At 51.4% G+C, this 25,918-nt stretch carries 18 protein-coding genes; 10 read left to right on the top strand and 8 right to left on the bottom strand.

What is annotated here, in order from left to right; all coding sequences use genetic code 11:
• Window positions 1–45: 45 nt before the first annotated feature.
• Window positions 46–459, top strand: a complete 414-nt coding sequence (locus QYL91_RS11305; protein ID WP_302080603.1) for a hypothetical protein — start codon at window positions 46–48, stop codon at window positions 457–459.
• A gap of 87 nt (window positions 460–546) precedes the next feature.
• On the opposite strand, the gene QYL91_RS11300 is transcribed toward QYL91_RS11305, so the two are convergent.
• The gene (locus QYL91_RS11300) at window positions 547–1,584 is read right to left on the bottom strand and encodes an HNH endonuclease (RefSeq protein WP_302080602.1); all 1,038 of its coding nucleotides are present in this window, start codon (window positions 1,582–1,584) and stop codon (window positions 547–549) included.
• A gap of 276 nt (window positions 1,585–1,860) precedes the next feature.
• Window positions 1,861–2,175 carry a helix-turn-helix domain-containing protein gene (locus QYL91_RS11295; RefSeq protein ID WP_302080601.1) on the bottom strand — a complete coding sequence of 105 codons (315 nt, stop codon included), beginning with the start codon at window positions 2,173–2,175 and terminating at the stop codon, window positions 1,861–1,863.
• A 215-nt stretch (window positions 2,176–2,390) separates the two neighbouring features.
• On the opposite strand from QYL91_RS11295, the gene QYL91_RS11290 reads away from it, so the two are divergent.
• Window positions 2,391–2,558: a hypothetical protein gene (locus QYL91_RS11290; protein ID WP_302080600.1), complete on the top strand. Its 168-nt coding sequence runs from the start codon at window positions 2,391–2,393 to the stop codon at window positions 2,556–2,558.
• A gap of 85 nt (window positions 2,559–2,643) precedes the next feature.
• Here QYL91_RS11290 and QYL91_RS11285 read toward each other — a convergent pair whose 3' ends face one another.
• On the bottom strand, window positions 2,644–3,189 hold the full coding sequence (locus QYL91_RS11285) for a helix-turn-helix domain-containing protein (RefSeq protein ID WP_302080599.1): 546 nt from the start codon (window positions 3,187–3,189) through the stop codon (window positions 2,644–2,646).
• A 253-nt stretch (window positions 3,190–3,442) separates the two neighbouring features.
• On the opposite strand from QYL91_RS11285, the gene QYL91_RS11280 reads away from it, so the two are divergent.
• A complete protein-coding gene (locus tag QYL91_RS11280) occupies window positions 3,443–4,282 on the top strand; it encodes a rhomboid family protein (RefSeq protein ID WP_302080598.1) in 840 nt (279 codons plus the stop codon).
• 718 nt (window positions 4,283–5,000) lie between these two features.
• Here QYL91_RS11280 and QYL91_RS11275 read toward each other — a convergent pair.
• Together QYL91_RS11275 and QYL91_RS11270 are read right to left on the bottom strand one after the other, a co-directional pair.
• Window positions 5,001–6,185, bottom strand: coding sequence for a metallophosphoesterase (locus QYL91_RS11275; protein WP_302080597.1), 1,185 nt, complete (start codon window positions 6,183–6,185; stop codon window positions 5,001–5,003).
• Between the two features lie 207 nt (window positions 6,186–6,392).
• Entirely contained in the window at window positions 6,393–10,178 is a 3,786-nt protein-coding gene (locus tag QYL91_RS11270) for a UvrD-helicase domain-containing protein (RefSeq protein WP_302080596.1), read from the bottom strand.
• 299 nt (window positions 10,179–10,477) lie between these two features.
• Between QYL91_RS11270 and QYL91_RS11265 the strand changes: the two genes are divergently transcribed.
• Window positions 10,478–10,882 (top strand): DUF262 domain-containing protein, encoded by a 405-nt coding sequence (locus tag QYL91_RS11265; protein WP_302080595.1) that lies wholly within the window; start codon window positions 10,478–10,480, stop codon window positions 10,880–10,882.
• Here QYL91_RS11265 and QYL91_RS11260 read toward each other — a convergent pair.
• A complete protein-coding gene (locus QYL91_RS11260) occupies window positions 10,877–11,869 on the bottom strand; it encodes a transposase (RefSeq protein WP_302080520.1) in 993 nt (330 codons plus the stop codon). The genes QYL91_RS11265 and QYL91_RS11260 overlap by 6 nt on opposite strands.
• A 74-nt stretch (window positions 11,870–11,943) precedes the next feature.
• On the opposite strand from QYL91_RS11260, the gene QYL91_RS11255 reads away from it, so the two are divergent.
• Window positions 11,944–13,692, top strand: coding sequence for an RNA-binding domain-containing protein (locus QYL91_RS11255; RefSeq protein WP_302080594.1), 1,749 nt, complete (start codon window positions 11,944–11,946; stop codon window positions 13,690–13,692).
• Between the two features lie 144 nt (window positions 13,693–13,836).
• On the opposite strand, the gene QYL91_RS11250 is transcribed toward QYL91_RS11255, so the two are convergent.
• The gene (locus QYL91_RS11250; protein ID WP_302080593.1) at window positions 13,837–14,613 is read right to left on the bottom strand and encodes a hypothetical protein; all 777 of its coding nucleotides are present in this window, start codon (window positions 14,611–14,613) and stop codon (window positions 13,837–13,839) included.
• Between the two features lie 94 nt (window positions 14,614–14,707).
• On the opposite strand from QYL91_RS11250, the gene QYL91_RS11245 reads away from it, so the two are divergent.
• The 5 genes from QYL91_RS11245 to QYL91_RS11225 are packed head-to-tail and all read left to right on the top strand — an operon-like array spanning window position 14,708 to window position 24,092.
• Window positions 14,708–15,043 (top strand): hypothetical protein, encoded by a 336-nt coding sequence (locus tag QYL91_RS11245; RefSeq protein ID WP_302080592.1) that lies wholly within the window; start codon window positions 14,708–14,710, stop codon window positions 15,041–15,043.
• A 52-nt stretch (window positions 15,044–15,095) separates the two neighbouring features.
• A complete protein-coding gene (locus QYL91_RS11240) occupies window positions 15,096–15,935 on the top strand; it encodes a BrxA family protein (protein WP_302080591.1) in 840 nt (279 codons plus the stop codon).
• Complete coding sequence (locus tag QYL91_RS11235; RefSeq protein ID WP_302080590.1) at window positions 15,935–19,702, top strand: hypothetical protein; 3,768 nt, start codon at window positions 15,935–15,937, stop codon at window positions 19,700–19,702. The genes QYL91_RS11240 and QYL91_RS11235 overlap by 1 nt, the downstream gene beginning before the upstream one ends.
• Window positions 19,699–20,289 carry a BREX protein BrxB domain-containing protein gene (locus tag QYL91_RS11230; RefSeq protein ID WP_302080589.1) on the top strand — a complete coding sequence of 197 codons (591 nt, stop codon included), beginning with the start codon at window positions 19,699–19,701 and terminating at the stop codon, window positions 20,287–20,289. The genes QYL91_RS11235 and QYL91_RS11230 overlap by 4 nt, the downstream gene beginning before the upstream one ends.
• On the top strand, window positions 20,286–24,092 hold the full coding sequence (locus QYL91_RS11225) for a hypothetical protein (RefSeq protein WP_302080588.1): 3,807 nt from the start codon (window positions 20,286–20,288) through the stop codon (window positions 24,090–24,092). The genes QYL91_RS11230 and QYL91_RS11225 overlap by 4 nt, the downstream gene beginning before the upstream one ends.
• 177 nt (window positions 24,093–24,269) lie before the next feature.
• On the opposite strand, the gene QYL91_RS11220 is transcribed toward QYL91_RS11225, so the two are convergent.
• A complete protein-coding gene (locus tag QYL91_RS11220) occupies window positions 24,270–25,904 on the bottom strand; it encodes a restriction endonuclease (RefSeq protein ID WP_302080587.1) in 1,635 nt (544 codons plus the stop codon).
• Window positions 25,905–25,918: the final 14 nt, after the last annotated feature.

Here is a 25,918-nt window from a genome sequence, read left to right as displayed (position 1 = left end):
TGGAACTCTAAGCGTTCTGGTCACAACGGTTGGGGACGGTATAATATGAGCCATCAATTCGAGACGGCACGTTTTCATATCCGTACAGGACCGGATTCACTCTTCCAAAGAGTTCGTTCGGTTCTCGACGAACCTACAGAACTTCGGATTGACCCTGACCATGTTCAGAAACGAGCGGAAGAACGCTCAGCACCGCTCGATAAACTGAAGCATTTCGACCCCGAAGAGTGGGAACTGAAAACTGCGGAAGTACGGAAAGATAAGTGTCTGTTCGTTAATACTGCTTGGAGTTGTACTGTTGATGGTCGTAATTGGTGGGTTGTTATCGGCTATGATGACACTGTGGTGACTGTGATAGAGTCGGACAAAGATGGCTTGGGTGAACAAATTGTGACATCTGGTGAACTCTACGATGAAGTGGAGATGATTAACCGCTTGAAAAATAATTCGAAGGATTGAAGCAAGAGATACAAGTTTTATACTGCCTTGGCAGCGACATCATACCGGTGAAAATCTACTCAAAATCACATTGTGTATAGTCAAAAGTTATACTCTAGTAGCGAATCCAAAATTAGGAGTTGTCTTGTTAACTTTGATAGTAACTGAGTCTCCGACTTCTGTCTCCTTAACAAACAGTACATATCCCTCAATCTTTGCGATACCATCTCCTTTTTCCCCTTTCGAGATGATTTCAACTTCGTATCTCTCACCTTCTGAGACTGGACATTTTGATGATTCTTCGAAATCTGTGGATTTCTCATTCTTACCCTCAGAACCAGTCTCAGGAGAATCTGAACTGAGATTAAGTGTTGTACCGTTAATTTGCGTAATTCCGGCCCGGTCAAGCGCCCAACGAATCCTTTTAGTCGTTGATTCGTCCCCGGTTAGTTCCTCCTGTATAACTGAAATTGCTGCATCATTTGTACCTACGCCATCACCAGCGTCCACGCGACGAACTATCTCGTCAATAAGTTGGCGAGTTCTGGCAGACTTAGTAAATTCTATTAGTAGGTTGTGAACCGGTGAATCCTTGTCCGGTTCCAAATACTCAACCAATGGTACTGACGCCAATGCATGTCTCGGAAGAGAGGGATATTTTTCATCCAAGGTTTCTCCATACTCTGTCTGCCAGAGTCGCTTTCTGAAGTTCTTTTCCAGCTTTTTGTACGCGTCAGACCCTGATAACTCGCCAGATTTCCGCATATCAGTATACACCTCAAACCTAACTTTTCGACAGATCGGGGGTAGCTCTACGGTGTCCAAAATAATATCCCCGTGAATCGGCAGGTCTGTTGGGTTTATATTTAAATCTCCTCTGCGCGAGAGGAATTCTTCGATCATTTCATCACTTTTCGATGAATTGCAGGAACGGCAAGCAGTAATGTAATTAGTTGGGTCGTCAATTCCACCCTTGCTTACTGGAACGACGTGTTCTAAGGTAAGTGAATCACGTGCAAATTCGTTCTGGCAGTATTGACAAGTGTAGTTGTCTCGTTCATATACCTCCGTCCGGAACTTGCGCATTTCCTGCTGATTCCGGTCTCTCAGAGGTTTCGATATGAATCTTGGTCGCTTATCATCCATACATTTTACTGTACACATAGATTGATAACTTTAATCCAGACGAAATCAATTAGTATAGTGAACGACCTTCGATACAAGCATCTGACCATCGAGCAACTCGAAGAGTCCAGAGAGCCGCAGGTTCACTCTCCATAGCTGAGTCCCGAGAAGCCCCCTAACGAGCGAAGTATTTTAATCGGGTATTTGCAGCGAGCATAGCAATCGGTCTGTGAGTACAGTTATGCGCTTGTATTTCCGTCACGTAACAAGTCAACTCTGGAAAAGTGAGCGAATTTATCAATCGTCAGTATCATTTCCATCTAGCCAGTTGCTGAAATCTAAATCGGTCATGTTCTTTATCGCTCTACTCAGACCACCTTCTGATTTTTCGAGAATGAATGGGAGTAATTCATCGAAATCAAACAACTCGTCTGCAAGTGCCATCTCTGGATTATCGCTTCTCTCACATCGTTGATCAACCATCTCCAAGTGCCGATCAACAGTTTTCCGTGAAACACCTACCTGGTCAGCAATTTCTGTTTTATTTTTGTCTCTTGCTCTAAGTTGGATTATCTGCCGGTGTTCTTTGTTTGAAACAGTCTTCTTTGGCATGTCCGGAACATATATTTCCAGGGTTAAGAACCTACTACAACGAACCATAAGTGCATATAGATGGTACGTTACTTCCCAATGAAGGACTCTTTGTATACATTATGGGGCAACGATTAAGTATTTGTAATTACATGAATCTGGTATGCAAAGTTCTCAACTTGAGCAAGCGGGCAAAATGCCTTGGAGGAAAGACAACGAGCCTTGGGTCAAATAATATGACTCAGAACACAATACAATATCTGGTGATCATTGTGGCTGCCTCCACCACGGGTATGCTAGCCGCGATCCCATTCTCGGGGCAACCAATAGCTGCAATGTATGGTGGTAGTGTTATTGGTGGAATTACTGGACTACTCGTTAACTCTGTCTTGAGGCAGAATTAAGCACCGACTCATAGTGATTAGTCGTCGAAGACATATCTGAGATTAGCGGATGTCTCCCACCAAAACTGCAGGCCTATGTACCTACTCAACTGAGTAACCGATCAAGGAAGCGATTCATGAATGCCTGGAGTGGCGTGAGAGCAGTCATGATAAGTCCAGAAACGACGAGTCCGCCGCCAAGAACAAGGAAGACCACAGGGGAGACGGCCGATTCACCGAATAACCCTGTTTTCACGGCGAGATAAAAAGCCAAGAGCACGGTCGCCGCGACGAAAAACGCTAAGCCGATAATCGCCCACAGCGTCGTCGATGTCTGACTATGCGCTTGGAGGACAGTCCAGAGATCCCGATACAGTCCGAACACGGCGTCCGTGGCTTCCCGCTCTGCAGGATTATACCACTCCGTATCCCATTCGAACGTTGTCTGGTTCTCATGCCGGTCAATCCACCCGTCGTCAGTGAGCGTCGTAGTAAAATCGCTCACGCGGGTCTGTGAGACTTCAACTTTGTCCGCTAGGTCGGATTGCGTGAACTGCTGGTCGTGATTCTCGATTAGCAGGCGTGCCACCGCAAAGAAAGAGTCTCCATAGTTCTCGTAATCCTCTCGGAACTGTTCCGGGAGTGTCCCCATACTACTCCACAGACAGAGTGTTCACTAAAGCTTGAACGACGGTGTTTATCGCCATGAACAGTCCCCTTTACAGCCGTGAACACCACGTATACACGCTTAAACGGTCGAACCCGGTTTTACCCCCGCTGCCCTGCATATGACTGTCGATGCACATCGCTGCTCCCGGTCATACGGAACTGTATCGCTGTCGTCGCAAGCGTAGCAACTCCCGCACGTTCGGAACCGCGTACATCCGACTCCGAGGTGAGAGTTAATGCGAACTACCATCACGGACCGTTACGAAGCGATTGACCAGCAACTCCTCACAGACGTCGGCTTTGTGAACCTCCTCGTCGCGTTTGTGACTGCCATTCATTTCGGGCTGCCTGCCAGCATCCGGGCGAAGTTGCTATTCAATCACGACGCGTTTGAGCCGTGGACACTCCTCACGAGCGCATACGTTCATCATGACGCTACCCACCTGCTGAACAACCTCGTTGGCTTGCTTATCGCTGCGAGTGCCATCTATTGGCTTTGCTGGCAGCTTGAAGCTCGCCGCTGGTTCCGAGTGACAGCAGCTACATTCGTGCTCGCACTGCCGATTCTGGTGAATCTCTCCAGTTACGCCATCTTCGAAGTCATCGTCCCCAATGCGTCACCAACTACTCGCGGCTTTTCAGGTGTCGTTGCAGGCTTCGCCGGGTTTCTCTTCGCTGCCCTCGTTGTCTGGATAGCAGCGCAGACCACCTGGTCTATAGCGGTGTACCTCGGCGAAGGCGTCACCGTACTCATGGCTTGGATACTCGCGCTAATCTACAGCGGATTTGAACTTCACATCGCAGGGCTTGCCGTAGTCGGCATCGGATTCAGTGGATGGGGAGTCCTCACCGAAACCAACCCGGCGCGAATACGTAATCACTGGCGAGAGTCGCTACCCGACGCCAGTGTCGCCTTCGGAGTTATCATGGTACTACTCTGGTTTCTACTCGTATTGTTCCCACTGGACTTTACGAGCGGCGAGGTAGCGACGAATATCTTCGCTCACGGCGCTGGTTTCGTATGGGGAACACTCCTCGCACTGGTACTTTGGAAAGGATGGTCATTCAGTGACTGAGCGCTTCTTCAAGAACTGCGGTGAATAAGCAAACTATCCGGGATATGCCACGAAATCATCAGAGAATTGCTCTCGTAACAGTTTTGCGGTGATACGCTCTGCATCTCTTGCTGTCGCTCCACCGTTGAACCACCCCACTTGGAGTACCCGGGCCGGTGGGTACATTGCTGTGAAATTTGCTCCTTCCTCACCCGGGTAATTGAGATGCTGATCGATGCGGGAGAGAACGTTTTTTGCGACACCTACGTAGAGGACTCTTCGCGCTTCTCCTGCACGCTTGTAACGACTCAAACTCGCTGGTGAGACCCCTTGGTGTAGAACAGTAGCAGGACTCGTCCTACTCTCGAGGCACTCCAACACATACACAGCATGTGTACGCGGCTCTCCAGTTGTAAACGGATACAGCGCGGCAGCAATAGTCGGGCGCGTCGTATCGTATTTGAACGGGACTACATCATCAGTTTCGTAATGTGTCTCATTGGGGACTTCGTCAACAATCTGTTCTTGCACTCTATCATGGAGTGCTTCTTCTCTGGTTCGGGTGATCGAAGTTGGAGGACCCACCCGATATCTCATGCCAAAATCGTAGGGCGTGTTACACAAAAATCTCGGCCTTGTAGTGAATGTAGTCAAGTTCTTCGGCGTCGCTTGGAGGCCTAATTACCCTTGGATATTGGTCAAGTATCAAGAGGCGGCATTGTCTAGTTGAGGGATTGACTTACAAGTCGTGCCTCCTCGCCGTTACTCCATCAGCACTAATCGTGAGTTCAGTGACGAATGCCTCACGATCTTGGTAGGCATCGTTCAGGCGAATTGCCGGACCAGTATAATGGACGGGTGTCCCATCATCAGTTCTGAACGTGTACCCGGTGTCGAAATCGTCGTCTTTCGGACTATGCTCATCCCCGATGAGGATGCAGTCAAACTCAACGCGAGACTGAGCGAGCAGTTCCTCAATATCAAGATCAGCATCCTGTCCTCGGAACAGCGACGTTGACTCATGCAGGCACAGCACATTCGGTCCAGGTGAGGATGCCCCGAACGCGATTTCTGAAAAACTCCAGTCATACGCCGTCCCCACATCATCGATACCGATATTACTCGCTGAGATACCGTACGCATCAACCCCACTGTCAGCAACTCGTGTCGAATCCATCGTTAATTCCGTCAGATGCCCTTGCTCAACTTGCCGCTGCAGCCACGCCACGCCGTCAACGGACCCGGGATGAGACGGGTGCTTCGACCCATGATCGTGTGTACCGATAATACAGTATACCGAAATCCCCTCCATAGACAACGTGCGCAGCGCAGCCTCAGCCGCGTGAAGCGAAATATCGTCAACCTCGTGATCCAGAATATCCCCCGTGTGAACCACCGCATCCACATCCCGTGCCAACGCGATGTCCGCAATCCGCGAAACCGTCGTCAGACTCGAAATAGCATCAATCCACGAGACTGTCTTCCCATAACCAGTCTTCGCCCTGTTCTCGTACCCAAGGTGCGTATCACTGACAAACAACACCGTCGTCTCCTCAGGCGACTCTGTCCCCGCCTCTGACCGCTTGCGTGCTGCCCGCACCCGCGTTGAATCCAGCAACACAGTCGCACCCGCCCCTGGCTTCTCAGCAACCGGTTCAGCCGGGAACTCAGCCAGCACCGCAATCGCCTCATCAACCTCTCCCTCAGTAACGCGTACTGGCAGCACGTCTCCAGACTCCGGTGCAACCGGCACCACCGCGCCAGGCGGGAGCAACTCTTCGTCTCGCGGGCGTGGCTCCGCCACGTCAAGCGCGGTAAACTCCGTCACCCGATCCCCATTCCCATTCGCCTGAGCGTACTCTTCCCTGGTTCCGTCATTCCGCTCCTTCTGCTGTGCCCCGTAACACACCGCGGCAGCAGCCAATAACTCGCCTCCGTACAGCACGGACTTCAACGCCGACTGCCACTCCGACGCAGTACTCGACGGCACCGCTCGATACACCACAGCCAACACATCATACAATTCAACTAATTCATTTCCCACGAGCACTCATCTCTCATTCACAACCCCTCCAAGCATCATCAACACACGGTATCTCAAACGAGGAGCGTGCCACACGATTCTATCGCATCACGTTCTATTGGGTAGCTTCGCGGTTTTCGGTTCCTGAGGTCCGTCCGGGAGATGTGTCACTGCTTGCTCACTGGAAATGACCAACTCTTTCTCGTCGTTGTATTCATCAACGAGAACATCGGAGAGGTGGTACCATTCGTCTTCTTCGAGGGTCGGTGGCAGGTCGCTTTTCCACGAGATGAACCGCGCAGCCCCACCATATTTGTCGGCTAGAATACCGCGCTGGTGTTGTTTCCTCCAGGGGTCTGAGAGTTCCTCAACTTTCACTTCAACCGTCATCCGGTCACCAACGTCGTCAAGTGGTTCAACCTGCCCTGTATCGATTACTTCGGTATGCTCTGCAATTTCCTCCAGAAAACGTGACTCTTGATTGGCGCGGGTGAGCAAATCCAAACTACGTTTCGCTCGTGTGACCGCCACGTAGAATGTTCGGCGTTCTTCTTCTATTCCACCAATCCCGAGCGGTTGAACAGGGCGCAATAGTTCGTTATCTCTCTCGTTTGGCGGAAAGCCGTACGGACCTTCAGCTGCATCAACCAGTATGACGTGTTCGGCTTCCCGACCTTTCGCTTGATGGACTGCATACACCGACACGCCATCCACAGCCTGGCCAGTGGCTCCGCGGTACTGATCAGACTCGGATTTCCCGACGTACGGAATCTCTTGTGACTGGAGTCCCTGCTTAATTTCATCCAAAAATGGACGTGCACCGTCATAGCGGCACAGCACCATAATCTCAGACGGGTCTGCACCGGCAGCAATATACTCACGTACAAGCGTGACGGTGTACCGGCGAACACGGCGAACGTAATCATAGAACCGGTCTTTGTACCCGCGAAGCGTGTGAACATGCGGAGCGGCATCAGAGTCCACCGTTGCACGGACTGTCTTCTCAAGTTGCTTCGAATTGTGCTTGATCAGGTCGTTCCCGGAGTTGATCACTGACGGTGGTGAGCGGAAATTCGCCGTCAAATCAGTTCTAACAGGCTCGCCGAAGTGTTCGTCGAATTCTGTAAAGTACTGCACGGCCGCCCCTTGGAATGAGTAGATGCTCTGCCAGTCATCACCGACAGCGAATAGGTTCGCGGCATCTTGGCCGGTGAGCTCTTGGATTAGCTCTAATTTTCCTGCGCCGATATCTTGGAACTCGTCAACTAGAACGTGGTCATATTGCGTCTTGTACCTGCTTGGATGCTTCTGAATCAGCTCAACGGCATCCTGAATCTGATCAGTATAATCGATTAAGCCATTTCTCGTCAAGTACAGAGCATACTCTTGGAGAAGTTGAATTCCACAGTGGCCGAAATGATACTGCCGTGGGTTCTGTGGAGACAGGTTCGCCTTGATGTCGTCTGGCATGACATCAAATCGTTTGGCGTTCTCGATGAAACTCTGAAACTGCTTTTTAATCCATCCCTCACGGTGTTCGTATTCGAATGCTGTCTCAACTAACTCCTCGAAACCCATACGGTCAAGCTCGACACCATGGTGAGCAAGTCGGTGACGGAGCGCTTGTTTCAGCCGGTCTGTTTCATGCTCAAACTCATACGTATCGATTAACTTGTACTCAGCGGCTGTAAACTGCTGCCGAACCCACTGCATTTTCTCGCGGTACTCCTCTGAACTCCAGGAAAACCACGGCGCAACGGAACCTGATTCATCAACTCCCCAATGCTCAATATACACGTCGTATGCCGGTAAGTAAAAATCAGGATTGTATCCAGCTTTCTCTGGATCAGTCTCAGCCCACGTTGCTCGGTCCTCATATCGGTAATCGACCTGATGCGTGTATAGAAAATCTGCAATGAGTTTCTCAGCTCTCGACCTGACCTCAGTCCCCTTGAGAGTCACATAATTCTCGTCTCGTCGGGCCTGAACGTACTCTTTTTTCGTCTCAAAGGCTGCCTCGTCGAAGTATACGTCATCAAAATGGACCAGGAACTCATAGTAATGCTTCAAAAACTCACTGTCTTCATCGTTTCTAGCATTTCGAATCGTCTGCTCAATGAGGTTCACCTGCTCGTCTTCATCAACCAGATCAACGTATCCATCCTGAGCGTTCTGGAGCAGTTTTTGCCCGAACGAATTGACGGTCCGAACTTCGACATCAGTAATCCCGAAGTGGTCAGCAAGCCGCTCCTGCATTTCCGTTCGTGCCTCACGCGTGTACGTCACAACCAAGATCCGATTTGGGTCAATGCATTGTGCATTAATCAGATAGGCAACCCGAGTTGTGAGTGTCAGCGTCTTCCCTGTCCCCGCAGCGGCAATCACTTGATTGTAAATCCCATTGCGAATAACCGCTCGTTGCTGCTCCTTGGTGAGATCGAGATCACTAGGTCCAATATCCGAGAATAAATCAGCAGACTCTTCTCGTTGCTGACGTACAAACGCCGAATTATACTCTTTGAGGTGCGCTCTGACTGATCCCACCTCTGTTTGCAACTCCTGAAGTTGCCGCTGGTCTGCCCCACTAAGAACTGAAAAGTCAGCCTCCTCATCGAGTTCTTTCAGCTCTGTAACCAATGGGTGGATCTTTGTGGTGAGCGTAGCCCGTTGCGGCTCCCTCAAGTACCGATCAAAATTCAGATACGGTTCAGCATCTTCTCGGAGCCTCGTAAGCGCGTCAGCATGAGCCTCAATCTCTGAATCGAACCAAGTCTTCTCCTCAATGTACGCCTCGTACTCATCCAGCCTCGTCTCGTACTGTGTTATATCGTTAACTCGACTTTCAGGAGCATTTGAAGCGTGGGGACTCTCCCGAACCGATTTAATCTCTCCCCGCAACGCAGCAATCTCTTCTAAGAGTGTTTGAGGTGAGTCGAGTGCATCCCCGTTTTCCTGTGCTGCTTTTACTCGCTGTGCAACGTCGAGAAAGCTATTTCTAACCGACGTCAACATCTGCTCCAATTCTGCTTCAGCAAACTCCGCCCGACTCTGCTGAAGTTCATCTGACAGGAACAGGGCGCGTTGTTCTATTTCATTGAACTGAGTGACAAGTGAATCCGAGACCATGCTCAGCGGTTGTTCATCTCTCACCGATTCCAAGTCGGCTTCAAGTGCTTGAACATCCGCAACCAACCCCTCGACGTCATCAACCGTCTCTAAGTCAAGGTACGGCTTCGCTCGGCTCTCAAGCCGGTCTATCTCTTCCTGCCAATCTTCTATCCGTTGATCAAGAGACTCAATAACCTCAGTTCGCTTGTTCACTAACTCGTCTTTACGGCGTGTCCCTGCCTCAACAGAATACGACAACACGTTACGGATCCTCACAAGGTCCGCGCGCTCCTCTTCATACAAAAATGCCGCTTCAGGATTAGATAACAAGCACTCACTTGTCTCGACTGCGTCTTTTTCTTCCGAAATGGCCTCCTCAAGTGCCGTTATCTCCTCGCTCAGTGTCGCATAGTGGCGTGGTGGCACTTGCTGATCTGGAGGCGTTAGTGACGCTGGAAAGAACTTCGGATTGATGTCCTCAAGCAATCCACTGATAGACTCATATTCACCACCCTCTGTGCTGAGATGACTTCTTTCAATAAGCTCGCTTTCCGTACCTTCATAGAATCCACTCACGCCTCGATACTCCTCACTCACAGAAGCACGGCTTCGTCGCAGCAGTGCGGCATCTCTACTTGTCGGCGCACAGAAAGACTCCCACAGCACAGTTGGGATAACCCACTCAAAAACACTGCTCGCACCCTGACTCACATAACTCTCAATGTCCTCGAATGTATCCCAATCGACATTTCCATTGATAACAACAGTAGAGTCGTCTCGCTGCACTATTATTACCATCAGACAATATTCGGATTAATGTTATGAAATAGCATTTATGAGCCGAAAAGAACGAGAAATCGGTTTACAAGGGATCTCTCGGAATACGGGACAAGCAAAGCGACAGTCCTTGATTGCGGTGGCAAAAACAACAGCACCGAAGCCGTGTTCTCAGAACACGTAAACTGACATCACTACCGAATTGAGAGTTCCCGTTCAACCAGATCGGCAATACCGTATCTACGTCGGAATGATGCTTTGAGACAAAAGCCCGAGTTGTTTTGTGGGTTCAGTATGAGACACACGTTATGGGCGAAATTGGAAGTTTGCTTGACAAAGTCGAATCTAACGAAATAGTACTTCCAGAGTTTCAGCGGGAGTTTGTTTGGAAGAAGAGCCAAGCGAAGGAGCTGATAAAGTCCCTTTATTCAGGGTACCCCATCGGCAGTTTGTTGATTTGGGTGACTGAGAGCCCACCTGAAATCAAGAACGATGCTGTTGACAGGGAACAATACGGCCTCTTCAAAGTACTTCTCGATGGGCAGCAACGACTGACTGTCCTCTACATGCTGGTCAAAGACGACATTCCACCATATTACACTGACAGCGAAATCAGACACGACCCACGTAACCTCTACTTCAATCTGGACTCAGGTGAGTTCAAGTACGAAAACAAGAGTACGCGAGGCGGGCGTGCAGAAGAGTTCTCATAGCTCAACGATCGGACTTGCGATGTCACCTCCTCGTTCATGGTTAGCGATGACGACAGCCAAACGAAGACAGAGAGCGACGAAGACGTGAGTTTTTGCCCGTTCTCGGCCTCGGACTTGCGGAGTCCCGAGGCCGAGATCCTTGCACACGCCGATTGCTGTTTCGACCTGTGACCGGTTATCGTAGGTGTCGTCAAGCTGCTTTTCCCAGACGCGGACAGTGTCGCTATGTTCCTTGATTCGTTTCTGGATGCGGTACTCGATATCTGGTGGATCATTTGTGTTCCGTGGATTGTACGGAACCACTGGCACGACGCCTGCTTCAATCAGGTCGTCGTGCCAGTCCAACATGTCGAACTCTGCGTCACCAACGAACGTGACTGGCTTTTTGACGGCGAGCGCATCCTGTGTGATGCGCCTCGCCGTCGCCTTGTCCACAGATTTCTCATCTGTGAACTCTGCGGCAATCGGGATGTTGTTGTCGGTCGTCACCAGACAGCAACCGTAGCCGTAGTAAGTCTCCTCAGCTGTACTGTCGTAGTTCCACGAGGCATCCTCGTCCGGGCGAGGCGCCCGGACATCGGTGCCGTCAATCCGAAAGCAAGAACCCAGTTCAACTCGGACGAGCACTTGCTGGAGAATTCGTGAGAAGACTTCCTCAACGACACCAGAGAGATCGTCGATAAACCGGCCAATCGTCCGCCGTGACGGCGGTCGCTCGAACTCGCAGACACGCCAGACATCATCGTTGGCGAGTTCTTGAGCCATCGCTTCTGGTTCGTAGATTCTGTTGTAGAAGCAGTGAAGCAATCCTCGGAACAGTTCAGGTGGATGGAACTCCCGCGTTCGCCCCCGCGGATCGGGGGCGAACACGGGGAATTCATAGAGAAACTGGAGATCAAGATGTTCGAATAGTACTGTTGTCTCGGTTTCCAGTGATTTCAAGACCTCTGTGATCGTATCTTGGTGTGGCAGGGTAGTGGTTGACACATCTCACTGTCCCTGCCTCATCTCCGAGAGAGTTCCTATCGATCCTCCAGAATCGCTGATCAGCCAGCAGAGCCGTGCTAACTATTCTGCACGCCCGCCGTACGCGAGATAACCCGGAGTGGGTTAAAATCACTGATGTGTTCAATGACGGAATCAACGCGTGGGACATCGCACGTGAGAAAATCGGTGACGAGTCAGACGAAATCTCAGAAAAAGCCGAACACTACCACACACAAATCAAACAACTGGAGAGGATAACTTCCCGGCCGCTACCGTTAGAAGAACTCCCCAAATCTGCAGACGTTCACCAAGCTATTGATCTCTTTGACCGTGTGAACTCACAGGGTACCGACCTCGGTGATGCTGAACTCGCTCTTGCTCACATGAGTGCGCAGTGGCCATACATCAGGCGAGAAATGAAAAAGAAGCAAGCCGATCTCGCAGAGAAAGGCTTCAGCTTTGATCTAGACTTCTACGTCAAATGCATCGTTGCCGTTATTTCTGGCACGATGACCTACAACAAGGTCTACGATACAGACAAGGCTGTTCTCATGGAGAAATGGGAGCAAATAGAGGATGTTCTCGATTACCTCGTGAACTTCCTGCAGAATGAAGGGCACATACCGGACTCATCGTATATCACGACGCGAGCCGTTCTCATCCCATTAATCGCGTATCTTGACAAGAACGACATTCGGTTGAATCAGGCAGAAAAGAACAGCTTCCTCAAATGGATGTATGTCGCTATGATGTGGTCACGCTACGGTCGCTCTACGGACACCACTCTCGAAAAAGACCTCTCACTGCTGAACGATGAGCAACCGACGAAAGAATTGATGGAAGAAATCAAAGATAATCGCGGAGGGCAGATCGAAGTGCGTTCGTCTGACTTTGATGGCCGCGGGAAACGCAGCAAACGGTTCTACAACATGGTTCGAATCGTTACCCGAGCAAACAACCCTGTTGACTGGAAAACCGGAGAACCGCTCAAAGGCAGCTACAATCTCGAATCACACCACATCTTCCCAAAATCACGGCTCTACGACGAACTCTACAATTCAAGCAATCACATGGGGAAGAAACGAGTCAACGAAATCGCCAACCGAGCGTTCATCACCTCACGAGGAAACTATGAAATCTTCACCGACCTCCCTGCTGAATACCTGCCCGACGTCCGGACAAACTATCCTGAAGCGTTCGAAAAACAATTCATCCCCGACAACCCGGAACTCTGGAAACTAGAGAACTATGAAGACTTCCTCGCTAAACGACGCGAACTATTAGCACAAGCAGTCAACGACTTCCTGGAATCATTCGATAATTTCGGCGACAACGGCGGCAAGGACGAATCACTCGCCGATCTCGTACAAAAAGGCGAGAACCATCGTATCGAATTCAAGGAAACCATGCTCTATGATGTCCATAGGGACCAACCCAACACAGAACTGAGAGAAGAAGCCGTAAAGGAAATCTGTTCTTTCGCAAACTCTGAAGGCGGCACACTCATCATCGGCATCGAAGACAAAGAAAAAGAAGTGACAGGTATCGACCGAGATTTGAAATTAATGCAGAACGGGAAAGATGATTTCGAGCTCCAACTAAATCAAGAAATTAGAGACAAGCTTGACGAGCATTTCGCATCAACCTATACTCAAGTCTCGTTCGACGAACTCAACGGTGAAACAGTCTGTGTCGTCTCTGTTGAAAAATCACCGAATCCCGTTTACTACGGTGATGATGACTTCTATGTACGAATCGGAAGCTCAGCAACACCACTCTCAATCCCTGACGCGAACCAATATATCCAGGAAAACTTCGCATAAACCAGTCCTGAAGGGCGTCATAGTGCCATGATGACAGAGTCAGCCGCGTATGGCACACTCTGATTAAACTCTACAGCTCTTTTCGCAAGTCCACAAACTGATCGGCATCGATACGCCACACACCCTGCTGTCTCGCTGAAAGAGTTAGTCCTGTAGCTCAGTCATTACAGCGTCACTCGCCCCGTCCGCGGTGAACCGCGGCACGAATTCTGCTTGCACATGTGGCCGCTGGTCAGTCACCCACGACTCCCCGGTTGCATCCTCGTATTGCTCCGCCAGCACAGCTTGCCGGAACGGTTCCCGGAGGGATACAGTGCGTACCACTGTCTGTTGCCCTGTGTCGAGATTCTTTCCGTACAACAGCCACATGAGGCCGTCGGTCCCAATCCCCATCAGATACTGCCGGTCCAAGTCGCGCTTGTACTTCGCTAGCGCGTTCTCACCGAGGTACTCCGTGACTTCGTCTTTGACCTCCGACTGCTCATCCGACAGGTCGATCTCTCCGAATTTCTTCGCCTCAACGATACACACGCACGGTATCGCAACACCGCCAGTCTTGAAATCCGGGACCGTCCGTTGATCCTTCATCAAATCCGCCGGTTGTGCTACGATATCCTCGTAACCGAGCGCCTCCAGCATCGGCCGGATCAACTTCTCCTCAGTAAACCGTTCCGGCATCTGTTCAACTACCCCGCCGAGAAGATCTTCATCCTCGGTGATAATCTGATTCAACGCGTTCAATTCTCCCCGCGTAGCAAACTCCTCAACAAAATCCCGAACCACATTCAACACGCCCTGCGCATAGAACTGCTCTGCAGACAACATCCCGTTCCGATTTGAATCCGACATTACTCTCTCCTCTACAAGCCGGTTCAAAACCCGAGGAGTTAGTCTTGACTGTTCGAAAACACGACCACTCACGCTGTTCCTCCGAGCAGCGAAGCGCTATGTGAGTCGTGAGGCCATCACCAGTATGACTACACTTTATCTCACCAAGCTCACAACGAACTCACACATGTCTGAGTCCGAGAAACGGACGATCGAAGTCAGCGCCGACGTGTTCGAAACACTCGCCCAAGACAAGGGGAAACGGACGTGGGACCAGCAACTACAGCGGATGCACGAAATGGCCTACGGAACCGATTACGTGCGAACCCCCAAACTCCAAGACTTCAGCAACGGCGGGCCAGGCGGCGTCCTCGGCACAGTCCGCGTTCCAGCCGACGGCGACCTCGAATTCGTCCTTCGGCTCCCAAACGGGACACCAACAGCAGTCGTCACCTTCGACAAACTCGCACCGAACGAAGAAGTGACCGTTGAGGTTCCGGAAGGAGACATCGTTGAGGTATAGCTGGTTTTCCCAATGACAAATTAATAAGTGACTCTGCTGACTCTGGAGTCACATGGATACTGGTCCGGATAACAGCACTCTCTCCTTGCCTTCTCTTTCTCGGCAGTTCCCATCTGAAGCGGTGAACATGGATCTCACCATGTGTGGGCTCCTAATCGAGCGAGCGGAGGAACTTGCTCGCCTCTACCACGAACATGGGAACTGGAACGACGTCAAGCAAGTTTGGTTTGATGAGCGGCTTTCAAACCGCAGTACTCGAGATAGTTCACAGAAAATCTATCGCGTTCTTACTTCACGGTTCAAGAACGCACCTGCAAGTCTTCCCAATCCCCATGACCTTCCTGCAGTGCTAGAAGACTGTGAGACACAGCAGGACAAAGCCCAAGTTCTCTATTTTTACTTGGTCGCCGATGATGTAATTGTTCGCTACGCTGTTCACAGGTACGCACAGCGACTCTCACAAAACCATCCTGATGCCCTTGACTTCTCGAACGAAGAACTAACGTCTGTTCTGAATGAGTTCGAATACGCTGACGGCACGTCGTTTGATTACGCTGAGTCAACGACTGAGCGCTGGTGCGAAGGGTTCAGATCGGTGATGCGTGAAATCGGCGTTCTGAAAGACCAACGAGCAGTGAAAGGGGAACCTCCATCGCTTGGGAGGGTTCCGCTGCTAGTCTCAATGGGCTACTCATACGAACAGGACGCTGAAGATTGGCTTGACTCTCCGCTCGGGCACGTATACCTCTTCCAACCCGAAAATCGCTGGCAGGAACTCTACGACCGGGCCGCTAACATTGAAGCATGGGAATACATCGAACTCCACGGAGGACTCGAATTACGACCCACTGATGGCCCGTATTCGTGGATTGGCACGGAGGAGGATGCCTGATGGACGGCGATAGCTGGTTTGAGGACTTCCCGGAAGATTTCGAAGAATCCGTTCGTATCGACCGTGACGAACGCTCCCATCGCCAACAAGCTATAGAATCATACCACTTGACTGCTGACTCCCAACGGTTTATTCAGGACTTTGCCGATAGAATGCTCGGTCAAGCGGACGATATGCGAACAGGGTCGAATTACTGGCTTTACGGCTATTATGGGAGCGGGAAAAGTCACTTATTGACTGTTTTTGACGGATTACTGCATTCAGACTGGATCGATGGGCAACACGATACCGTGTGGGCAGATCTTATAGGCGGTAAAGCGAACGATGAACTGGCACAGGTACGAGAGCAGTGGCGGACAATTCATGATGAGCACCACGTCATTCCCGTCTCAATCAATCTCCTGAAATACCAGGGGCAGAAGGCGCGGAGCTTCAGTGAGATAATCCTCAGCCATGCCCACCAGAATCCGGAGCTGACCGGCGTTGACGATGGGATTTCGAAAGGGTTGTCTTCCCAACTCGATGTCGCCTATTTCGAAAGTTGGTTTCGGACAACGGGAGCATGGCCGGACAGACAGGCCCGCGCAGAGAGTGCTCTGAAAAGTAGCATAGCGGCTAGTGACTACGGTTGGGATTCCAACGGCCTCTGGACCGATATTCAAGAGTACGGTGTGCTGGCAGATGTTGTTCTTCCAACGTTGTTTGAGGAGGTAAACGGCATCCTCGATGGGTATACGGACCTACAGCCGTCAGATATCGATCCTGACGAAGTAGTGAGTCGATTGGAGGATCTTCGGCAAGAACGTGAAGCGGAGCGGGACGAGCCGGTGAAACTCGTGTTGCTTCTTGACGAGGTGAGCCTGTTCATCGGGACTGATTTTGGTCGATTAACTGAACTCCAGACTCTCGCAGAGAATATCGACGAAGTTGAGAACGATAACATCCAGTTGGTTGTAACGGCTCAAGCTGACATCGAAGACACTCAGCCGCAGTTTGCTGCTCGTGGAGCAGACTTTACCATCCTCAAAGATCGGTTCCCTCACCGGTATCAGCTCCCGAGCAAGCACGTCGGCGACATTGCGAAGCGGCGACTCTTCGAGAAATCCAAAACCGGGAACACACAGATTCAGGAGTTACTCGATGATGCGTCTGTGAAGCCGATGGAGTCACTGGTCTACAGTGATGTTCAGCAGAATACAGACCCAAAACTCGATGCGATAAACAGGCAGGAGCTTATCGAATATTATCCGTTCCTTCCGTACCATGCGCCGCTGTTCCTCGAAATTCTGTTCAACCTCCGAAAAGAGGCCACTGATCCGGCAAAGTCGATTTTCTCGGGTACTGCCCGTGCGATACTGGCGCTCATGCACAACCTTCTCGAAGGTTGGATTGAAACCGATGAGCCGGACCAAATCATCACCCTTGTTGATTTCTACGAACTGGTCAAACCTGAGCTCCAAGAGACATTGTCTCAGGACATGCACGTCATCGAAGGCTCGGATAACTCAGCGCTGTCCGGGGAGAGCGAAGAAGACTCAGAGCTTGACGAACTGAACGCAGGTCGAGGTATCGCTGGCGAGGTTGATGAGGGTGAATTGACAGGGTTTGATCTGAAGGTGGCGAAAGCAGTGCTGTTGCTACAGCACGTTCACGATATGGTACCACTCACAGACGGGAACATCGCTGTCTCCGTGATGTCCGATCTGAACGGCCGTTCTTGGATCAGCACACAAAATCGGGTCGAAGAGTCACTTGACCGGATGCAGAAATTCATCCGGCCAAATGAGAACGAAAACGAGGCACGATACCGGTTCGCAACTATCGAGGAGCGGATTATCTATACGGAAGCTGAATCGAATGAGGAAACACCAGAATGGGACTCAATTCTACAGGCATTGGATGACCATCTTTGGGAAGGAATTATTCAGGAACTACCACTTCCTAAATCGGTCCCGTACAAAGATACTGACGAGGAGTATCCGGTTTCGTATGAATTCGGAGTAGACGGTACTGATTTCGAGACGGTCTTCGAAGCTGACGGCGGACTTGATGTTACTGTCGAGGTACAGGGTATTCATCCCAATCACACGTCGGACTCCGGCGACAGGGAAACGCTCTATTGGTCGATCGACACGGACGGTCTAGATGACCTGCGAAAACATCTCGTTGAGTGGTGGGCTTTGCGAGATGCAATTTCGATGCGGAATGCACCGCCACCTGTCGAACGAGACTTGGAACGACGAGCAAGTGCCGTTAGAAGTAAACTCACCAGTGCGATGCAGGCCGGTTCGTACGCTGTCAAAGATAATCCTGATATCAGTACCATATCGACTGCAGTCGAGACCACTGTGGATGTCAGGTATCCTGATGACTTCCATCCGATGATGCTGCAGGTGACGGAGAGTCGCCTCCAGGAACTGGCAGACCTCTCAGCTGAAGATCCCTTGCCGAGATGGGCCCAAGCAATTCAAGTTCCTTCACCGAACCTGTCTTCGGATGATGGTAGTCAAACAATCAAGGGCAACGTCTTTGCGCTCACTGGTCGTCAACTGCAAGACAAAGAAAACGGCCTCCATATCGACAGAGTTCTTGATGGAATCGTCGATAAAAAGCCGTTCTACGATGAAGTGCGCCCTGCGCTCCGAGCTATCATTTGGGGGCACTGCCGAGCCGAAAAGCTCGTCCCTGTCAGAGATGACGGCCAGACACTAGAGAACGAGGTAATTCTTGACCGGAAGAAACTCTCAACGACGAGGCTGAAATTACTGCCGTCTGACTCTCCCGACGAGTGCCTCAGAGAAGGTGGATTCAAAGAAACCACGGAATCCGTTGCTGATGGCCTGATTAACCTCCGGGAAACGAATCAACGGCTGCGCTCGTCTCTCAACGGTCTCCGTGAAGACGTTCAGTTGGTCAGTGAGACTGATATCCGCTCCGAAGCCGTCTCCGGCTTACTTCAGAATCTCATCGATGAATTATCTGGCCAGAGTGAAGCAGCTTCAACGCGGTTAGACGGCATACGAGCGCAGGAAAATATCTGCGACATCGTCGAAGAAACGAACGAAGCACGGGAGTGGTTCGACGAGGTCAGCGATGTCTGGAACCGCCGTTTGAACACCCTCTATCAGTTCGATGCACAGCTTGCCGCTGCGACCCCTCATTTCGAGTGGGTTACCGAGGACGTGCAGTCGGTAGCAGCCACACAGCGTCAGGCACTCAGTGACTTCGATAGTGAGTGGTGGACGACCGGTGGCTGGAAGACCCTAATCAGCGAAACGACGACCGGGCTTGACGACAAACTCCAGCAGGTCTGGAGCGACTTCATCGAAGAGCAAAACCTCTCCACGTTCGTCTCACGTATCGACAGCCATCCGTGGGTCGTTCCTGCAACGGATCTTCCCGCGAGCGTCCAAGCAGGGTTCGAGCGGGAATACATCACGCCGCTCCGTGACCTGCAGCGCTGGTATGAAACGATAGACGAGGCTATCACCGCGCTCTCTGCTACTGACGAGGACACGCTTGTTTCGGCCACGAACCGCCTCTCAGAGACGCAACCGTATACTGATGCCATCAAGTACGACAGGGAAGAGTTAGAATCTCGGCTAAACCGCCTCACGACGGCTGTGGGTGAGCGCAGGCCGGACGATATTGACCACATCGGGGTAGTCCCCGATGATCGACAGAGCATCGACCAGCGTCTCGAATCCCTCGTCGAGAATCATGAACTGGACATTGAGCACGTGGAATCCGGGGTGATCATCCGATGACGGACTCACCGTACTTAGCGTTCAAAGAAAAGTTGTGTACGTTTGCCAACGGGCAGGCTGGCATCCGAAATCCGTTCGTCATCGTGGCGGTCGATCCACCGCTTGAACATCGGACTACTGAGCGGTTACATGAATGGGCCGTGAATGCTACTGAGCCGCCAACCCTTGATTCAGGAGTTACTATTCAGCCCGTCTGGCTTGATCAACTCCTCTCAGAAACGAAAGTCTACAATCTCTCAGTCGCTCTTGGTGGTGAAACGAGTTCCGAACGTATCGAGGAGACAATGCAGACTCGGCTCGCGGAAGAACTCGTCCAGGAAATGGTCACACACGAAATCGATGACGAGAAATTAGAAACGCAACAGCATATCGTTCTATTGCTGAATCTCGGCAGCCTATACCCGTTCACGCGGGCTTCTGAACTTCTTGACGAATTGGATCGTCGAAACGTCAAGTCAACTATTGGGATTCCGTTCCCCGGTGATGTCGTCGCTGGAAACCTGAATTTCTTCGGCGGCGATTCACGACGCTATTACCCGGCGCATCAGATTGACGGACAAATTCTGGAGGAGCATCTTCAACAATGAGTATCAAAGACCTGTTCCGCCGTGATCCGACGCGGCAACTCGAAGAAGTGCAGAAGGTAAACGCCCGTGAGCGGGCCGAGACTGACGTCGAAGAATTCCATGAAACAGACAGTGCAAAGCGGGCACTCACACGGCTTGGGGAGACTATTGAAGCGCACCCCGGAGAAACTGCACGGTTCCTCTACCTACACGCCACTTTCGGGTCGGGGAAGACCCACCTGCTGAAACTCGTTGGGCTGCTCGCGGACACCGACTCCGAGTACAGCCACTTGGGTGAGACACTCGCCGACACGTGGCCTGGATTCGACAACCTTGCAAAGTCGATTGACGCGTCACACGTCGATCGGCTCGTACCGGTGTTCTTGAACCTTCTTGACCGGGATGCTTCGAAGGAGCCCCCACTTCCGTTCCTTATCTTCGAGGCACTCGGTCGTGAACTTGGGTATCCGACCTACTACAACTGGCTGCTTGAGTGGACGTGGACACTCGATATGGAACATGACGGCGTGTGGGACGAGCTCCGCACTGTCGAGCATAATGGGCAGACATTCGACGAAGCTCTAAACGACCGTGCGTCGCTGCGCAAGTGGCTCTATGAGACACTCCCGACACTCCAATCGACGACCGGAACCCGGTTCGACAGTCGGGACGGCGTGAAAGCGTCGGTTGAGCAAGCCGAAGCTGACGTTGATCAGGAGTCCTTCGCACCGGATGATCTCGTTGAGCGCATTCAGACCGCGACTGCAGCGCTGAATGAAGGTAATTCGAATACCGAACTCCTACTCGGCCTTGACGAAGTCGCGTTGTTCGTTGGGGATAGTCCAACTCGGTATCGAGAGTTCGAGGAAACGATGGAGGCGCTCCAGCGCGGCCCGAACCCGGTCGTAATCACGACCGGGCAGTACTCGTTGCCAGCAACGCGAAAGAACCTCATCGGTGAACCACCAACAGACCACTGGACACAGCAGCAAGTCCCGCTTGAGGGTGCAGATACGGAGATCATTGTCCGAAAGCGATGGCTACAAAAAGACGATGCTGAACGCGTCTCGTCGCTCATCTCGGAGATACCGGACCTCTCGCTACAGACTTATTCATCGATCGAAAGCTCTGATCCAGACCCGGTCCAGTCCTATCCGTTCCGCGAGTACGACCTGACGTTGCTCCGTGCGGTCATGCAGGAACTGATCACCCAAGGCCGAGAGACAGACCGCGAATACATCCAAGGCCGAGCGTTGCTCGTGTTGGTGCGATCGCTGTTCACCAAATTCGATTGGGCTTCGGCTGAACCGGGCGCACTCGTTACGTGGGACGAACTGTTCGACCTGCTCGTTGAGGAGACGACGTACGTTCCGCTGTGGGTGCAGGAGATGCTTGATAACACGCTCATCCCGACGTTCAGCGGAAATGAAGAAGCTCGGGAAGTCCGCGTGTCGAAAGCCTTGTACCTGCTCAATCAGACGCCTGCTGTCCCTTCGACACCGGAGAATCTCGGCCGATTGATGGTCAACCACGTGAGCGCATCGGTCGAAGAAACTGTCGAGGACGTGCAGTCGGCACTCAACGAACTAGAAAGCAAGCAGAAGGTCCTGACGGAGACGACTGAGGAAGGCGACGAAGTCTATACGCTGGTATCCGAGGAGCAAGAGAACATCCTAGACCGTGCAGATACACGGGCCGGACAGATTTCTCCACATCAACTCTCTGCGTGGATTGAAACGCGCCTCCGCGAAACTGACGACTTCTTCCGAAGCGATAGTAAGCGCCACGAAGTCGATATTGGCGATGAACGCCTCGTTCCACTCCGCTACGAGTATTCGATCCGTGATCAAATCGACCGAGCACCCTCGACAGAGTATGATGCGCTTCAGGTCCGTGTTCTTGCTGACGACGAAAAGACGATCAACGAGCAAGTAGAGAAATGGCAGGAGGTGAATGATGGCCGCAAAGGGGGTGAGCACATTCTCGTTGCGATTACCGTCTCCGAGACAACTACCGACAGAATCAGAAACGTCCTTGGGATGTCTAAGGTTCTCGACGAGGAAACTGAGAGCCACGAAGACCTCGAACGGGAACACCGAACGAAGGAACGTCGCTTAGAGTCCTCTGTGACCGATATCATAGAAAACGCATCCGTCTACACTGTCCACGACTACCAGGGTGAGCGCACGGAGGTTCTGGATGAAGTCATCGAAGACCAGCTCCGTAGGGTGTTTGGCTCCACTCGAAAAGTCCTCTCGCGTCCGCTGTCAGAAGTGCGGGACGCGAAGGAATTAGCGACATTCTTCCGAGCAAGCGGCGAGTGGCCGTTCGCAGACCGCGACACGGTCACGCTCGGCGTGGACACGTCGAACAGAGAAATCGATGATAGCGGCTGGTGCCGGGAGTTCATCAACCAGTACGAACCACAAACTGCAGTGGACGTCGAGACGCTTCTCCAGCAGACACAAACTGCGGATGGTGACTACCGCGGCACGCCGAAAGAGTCAATTGCAGCCCTGCTTATCACGCTCGCCACGTCGAACGAAGACGTGGCTCTCAAACAGGACGCCGACTACGTCACGGACCCCGCTGCAATCGGGCGACAAGTTCGCACCAAGGGAGGACTCACCTCCCTGCAGGTTCGCTTCGAAGAAGTCATCGACGTCGCTGAGGTCCGAGAAGTTGTTTCGACACTCCTCGGTGAGACTCCGGAAACTGATGATCCTGATGAGTGGCTGGACGAACTCAGCACGTGGGTTGATAGCAACAGCGTCCTCGTCAAGCAGACATTCAAGCGAACCTCCCGAGAATTCGATGTTTCCTTAGACGCGCTTGAAGCCGTGGTCTCGCCAGCATATGACGGCGGCGACATCACGATGTCGGAGTTAGTCAAAGACAGTGTTCCGGCCGAGGCAGAGACATTCGCGGACGCTCGCCAACTCTTCACTGCCGACGACGGGAAGCCACTGTGGGAGCAGTTTACCGACACGCTCGACCTGGTCGAGTCGCTCTACCCGAATGCCCCGATCAGACAGCGGATGCAGGCAACCGCTGACAGCGGATCCGTCCCGACGAAACAGACAGTAACGTCACGGCTCACTGACGCAACGGGGCACCGCGTTGACGAACTCTCAGCGCAGCACCGTCACATCACGGGAACAGACAGTGACGCGTCGGACCCGGTTGACATCTGCGCAGACATCACAGCATGGGTTCAGGACAACGAGGCGGATATCAGGGCTCTGCTTGAGGAGGCAACGGCCACTTTTGATGATATCTCGTTCGACAGCCTCGAAGCAGTCTTTGAGACTGCTTGGGACGGCGAACAAATCGACGAGGCTGCACTCGTCGCGTCCAGTGTTCGCCAGCAGGCAAAAACCTACGAACAGGCGCGGGCTATCTTAGACGGTAAGACGAGTCCGTGGTCACAGTTGAAAGCTGCTGGAGACACTCTCCGTGAAGAGTATCATGACTCACCCACGACAGAGTCAGTTGTGAGCGTCCTCAACGCATCACGGCCGCCATCCCGACAGCGAGTGCAACAACTCATCGAAGAAGCCGAGGACCCGCAACCGCCCCGACCAGACGACGATGTTTGGACTGATCTACAGCGTACCGCTGAGGAACTTCGACAAGAGCTACCGAACGCCACCATCACCGATAGCGTGACGCGTACGGTAGACTCAGATGAGCGGCCATCCGAAGATCGGTCAAAGGAATTGCTGTCTGAAGCCAATACGGTACTGGACAGGATTCGGGCAATTCGAAGTCAGTTAGATAGTCTTGAGGACTCAGACATCATAGCTATTGACAGTGACGAATGAGGTTTATCGGCTGCATCAAGTCACTCCTACTTTAGAGGGGTTCTGTCACCACTAAGTCCCAAGTTCGCAATTTAGAGAACCAGTTATTAGCAACGGTTCATCTTAATAGTCAGCCGCGTTGAATAGTTTCTGAGGGCCGTAGCCAGCTGAATGTAGAAACGAATGTTATCTACTGACTTATTCTTTCGAATATTGGCTAATATACTCGGCAGCTGAACCAAGATCAGATTCGTTATTCCTTATTCCGGCAAATTTGTACCCTGTCCCGTCAATAGTAGTGAACTGTAGGGTTGGTGGGTTCACATCTGTTGCAGCAACCACATCAGCGATTTTGTCGTATCCAATACTCCGTGTTTCGTCGTGATCATTCACGCCTGCAACATACAGGATCCTCTGATCAGTGACCAGCAGGAAGCTGGCACCCGATTCTAATGTATCATGTTGGGGTACCTCTTTTGTCGAGTCAGAGGAAGCGATTGTGAAGCCCTTTCTCGGTGGTACAAATACAAATTCAAGCTTTTCTTCATCCTCGATGTATTCGATCAAATCCTTATCAAATAACTCACCGTTGTTGTCAGTCAGGAGTTCTACATTGAACGAACCAACTGCATCCTCAGCAATGGAGGGGATCTCCAAATGTTCCGATTTCGAGTTGATCTTGTTAGTCACCTCAGTTTCGATTTGTGTCAATAGACCATCCTGAAGAGGTCCTTGGTGACTTTCAACAACCGCGTCGTCATGTACCGTGAGCAAGTCTTCATACATTTCCATCGTCTTCTTCACGTCTTCAAGACGATCCTTAGCTTGGTTGTACTTCGAATGAGCCCTTTCAATTCGTCCACTCTGACGCATTTGATCGCCGGTTTCGATACGACTCCTAACGCTATCTACGCGGTCCGAGATCTCTTCTGCCAGTAGGTCAAGTCCTTTTGCTCGTTCAGCAATTTGGAAAGCCTTCTTGAATTGCTCATCAACTCCCTCTGTAAGTTGAGCTAACTCTGTAGTGAACGTCTCAGTAGAGGGAAGCTGTCTGGCAGTATCACTGTCAATACGTGTTAGTCCAGCATCATACCGGGCAATTTCTTGTCGCAGATCTATTCGTCGCCTATTCACCCTTTCGTATTCTTCTACAGCCTCGAAGTATCGTTCTTTGTGGTAGGATTTTTCTGCGCTGGCAAGGATAGACCGAAAGTGTCGTATATCATTGGTAATCTCCCTTCGAAGTTTTATCAGACTTGGCAGGTATGTTGGGATATTTTCCAGTTGTGTGTCATTGTCAAACTCGGTTACTGATTGCAGGTCCTCAGTTGCATTCCTTTTCTGTGACGGTACGTTTGTGCTGCTAGCTTCCGTATCAGAATGGACCATTCCATTCTGCTCGGCTTCCGGATCAATATATGATTGAGCAAGTTGGAATGCATCAAGCGCCTCAATAAGATTATAGAGTTGAGATCCGTCGACGAGTTTTACATTGAGTTTCTTCGCCACATTCTTCGCACCCTCGGTGAATTGACCAGTAGTCACTACGACCACCGTGTCCACGTCAGTCCGCTCTTGCCGAATACTTGAGTACTGCTGGATATCTGGCCTCCCGACCGACTTCGATGGATTGTACCGCTTAACCTGCATTACCTCTTTTTTCGGGAACGGTGTCGTCTGCTCGGCAATGACATCAATCCCGCCGTCACCCGAATCCTTCGTCACGTAAGTATTCCAGTTTTGTAACTCCCAAAGTTTCGCCACAAACTTCTCAAACTCATGGGAATCAACCTCTTGAAGTTGCTCAAGAAACTCGTCCTGTTCAATGGTCATTCAAATGGAATTCA

Source organism: Salinibaculum rarum, from assembly GCF_030505615.1.
GTDB classification, from domain to species: Archaea; Halobacteriota; Halobacteria; order Halobacteriales; family Haloarculaceae; genus Salinibaculum; species Salinibaculum rarum.
Note: the sequence above shows the minus strand (reverse complement) of the source record. Positions and strands in the feature narration are given on the sequence as shown.

Coding starts and splice junctions, on each gene's coding strand:
- QYL91_RS11235 (WP_302080590.1), top strand. CDS start 15,935: ATGGACGGCGATAGCTGGTTTGAGGACTTCCCGGAAGATTTCGAAGAA.
- QYL91_RS11295 (WP_302080601.1), bottom strand. CDS start 2,175: ATGCCAAAGAAGACTGTTTCAAACAAAGAACACCGGCAGATAATCCAA.
- QYL91_RS11240 (WP_302080591.1), top strand. CDS start 15,096: ATGGATACTGGTCCGGATAACAGCACTCTCTCCTTGCCTTCTCTTTCT.
- QYL91_RS11245 (WP_302080592.1), top strand. CDS start 14,708: ATGTCTGAGTCCGAGAAACGGACGATCGAAGTCAGCGCCGACGTGTTC.
- QYL91_RS11265 (WP_302080595.1), top strand. CDS start 10,478: ATGGGCGAAATTGGAAGTTTGCTTGACAAAGTCGAATCTAACGAAATA.
- QYL91_RS11285 (WP_302080599.1), bottom strand. CDS start 3,189: ATGGGGACACTCCCGGAACAGTTCCGAGAGGATTACGAGAACTATGGA.
- QYL91_RS11300 (WP_302080602.1), bottom strand. CDS start 1,584: ATGGATGATAAGCGACCAAGATTCATATCGAAACCTCTGAGAGACCGG.
- QYL91_RS11225 (WP_302080588.1), top strand. CDS start 20,286: ATGAGTATCAAAGACCTGTTCCGCCGTGATCCGACGCGGCAACTCGAA.
- QYL91_RS11290 (WP_302080600.1), top strand. CDS start 2,391: ATGACTCAGAACACAATACAATATCTGGTGATCATTGTGGCTGCCTCC.
- QYL91_RS11305 (WP_302080603.1), top strand. CDS start 46: ATGAGCCATCAATTCGAGACGGCACGTTTTCATATCCGTACAGGACCG.
- QYL91_RS11280 (WP_302080598.1), top strand. CDS start 3,443: ATGCGAACTACCATCACGGACCGTTACGAAGCGATTGACCAGCAACTC.
- QYL91_RS11220 (WP_302080587.1), bottom strand. CDS start 25,904: ATGACCATTGAACAGGACGAGTTTCTTGAGCAACTTCAAGAGGTTGAT.
- QYL91_RS11230 (WP_302080589.1), top strand. CDS start 19,699: ATGACGGACTCACCGTACTTAGCGTTCAAAGAAAAGTTGTGTACGTTT.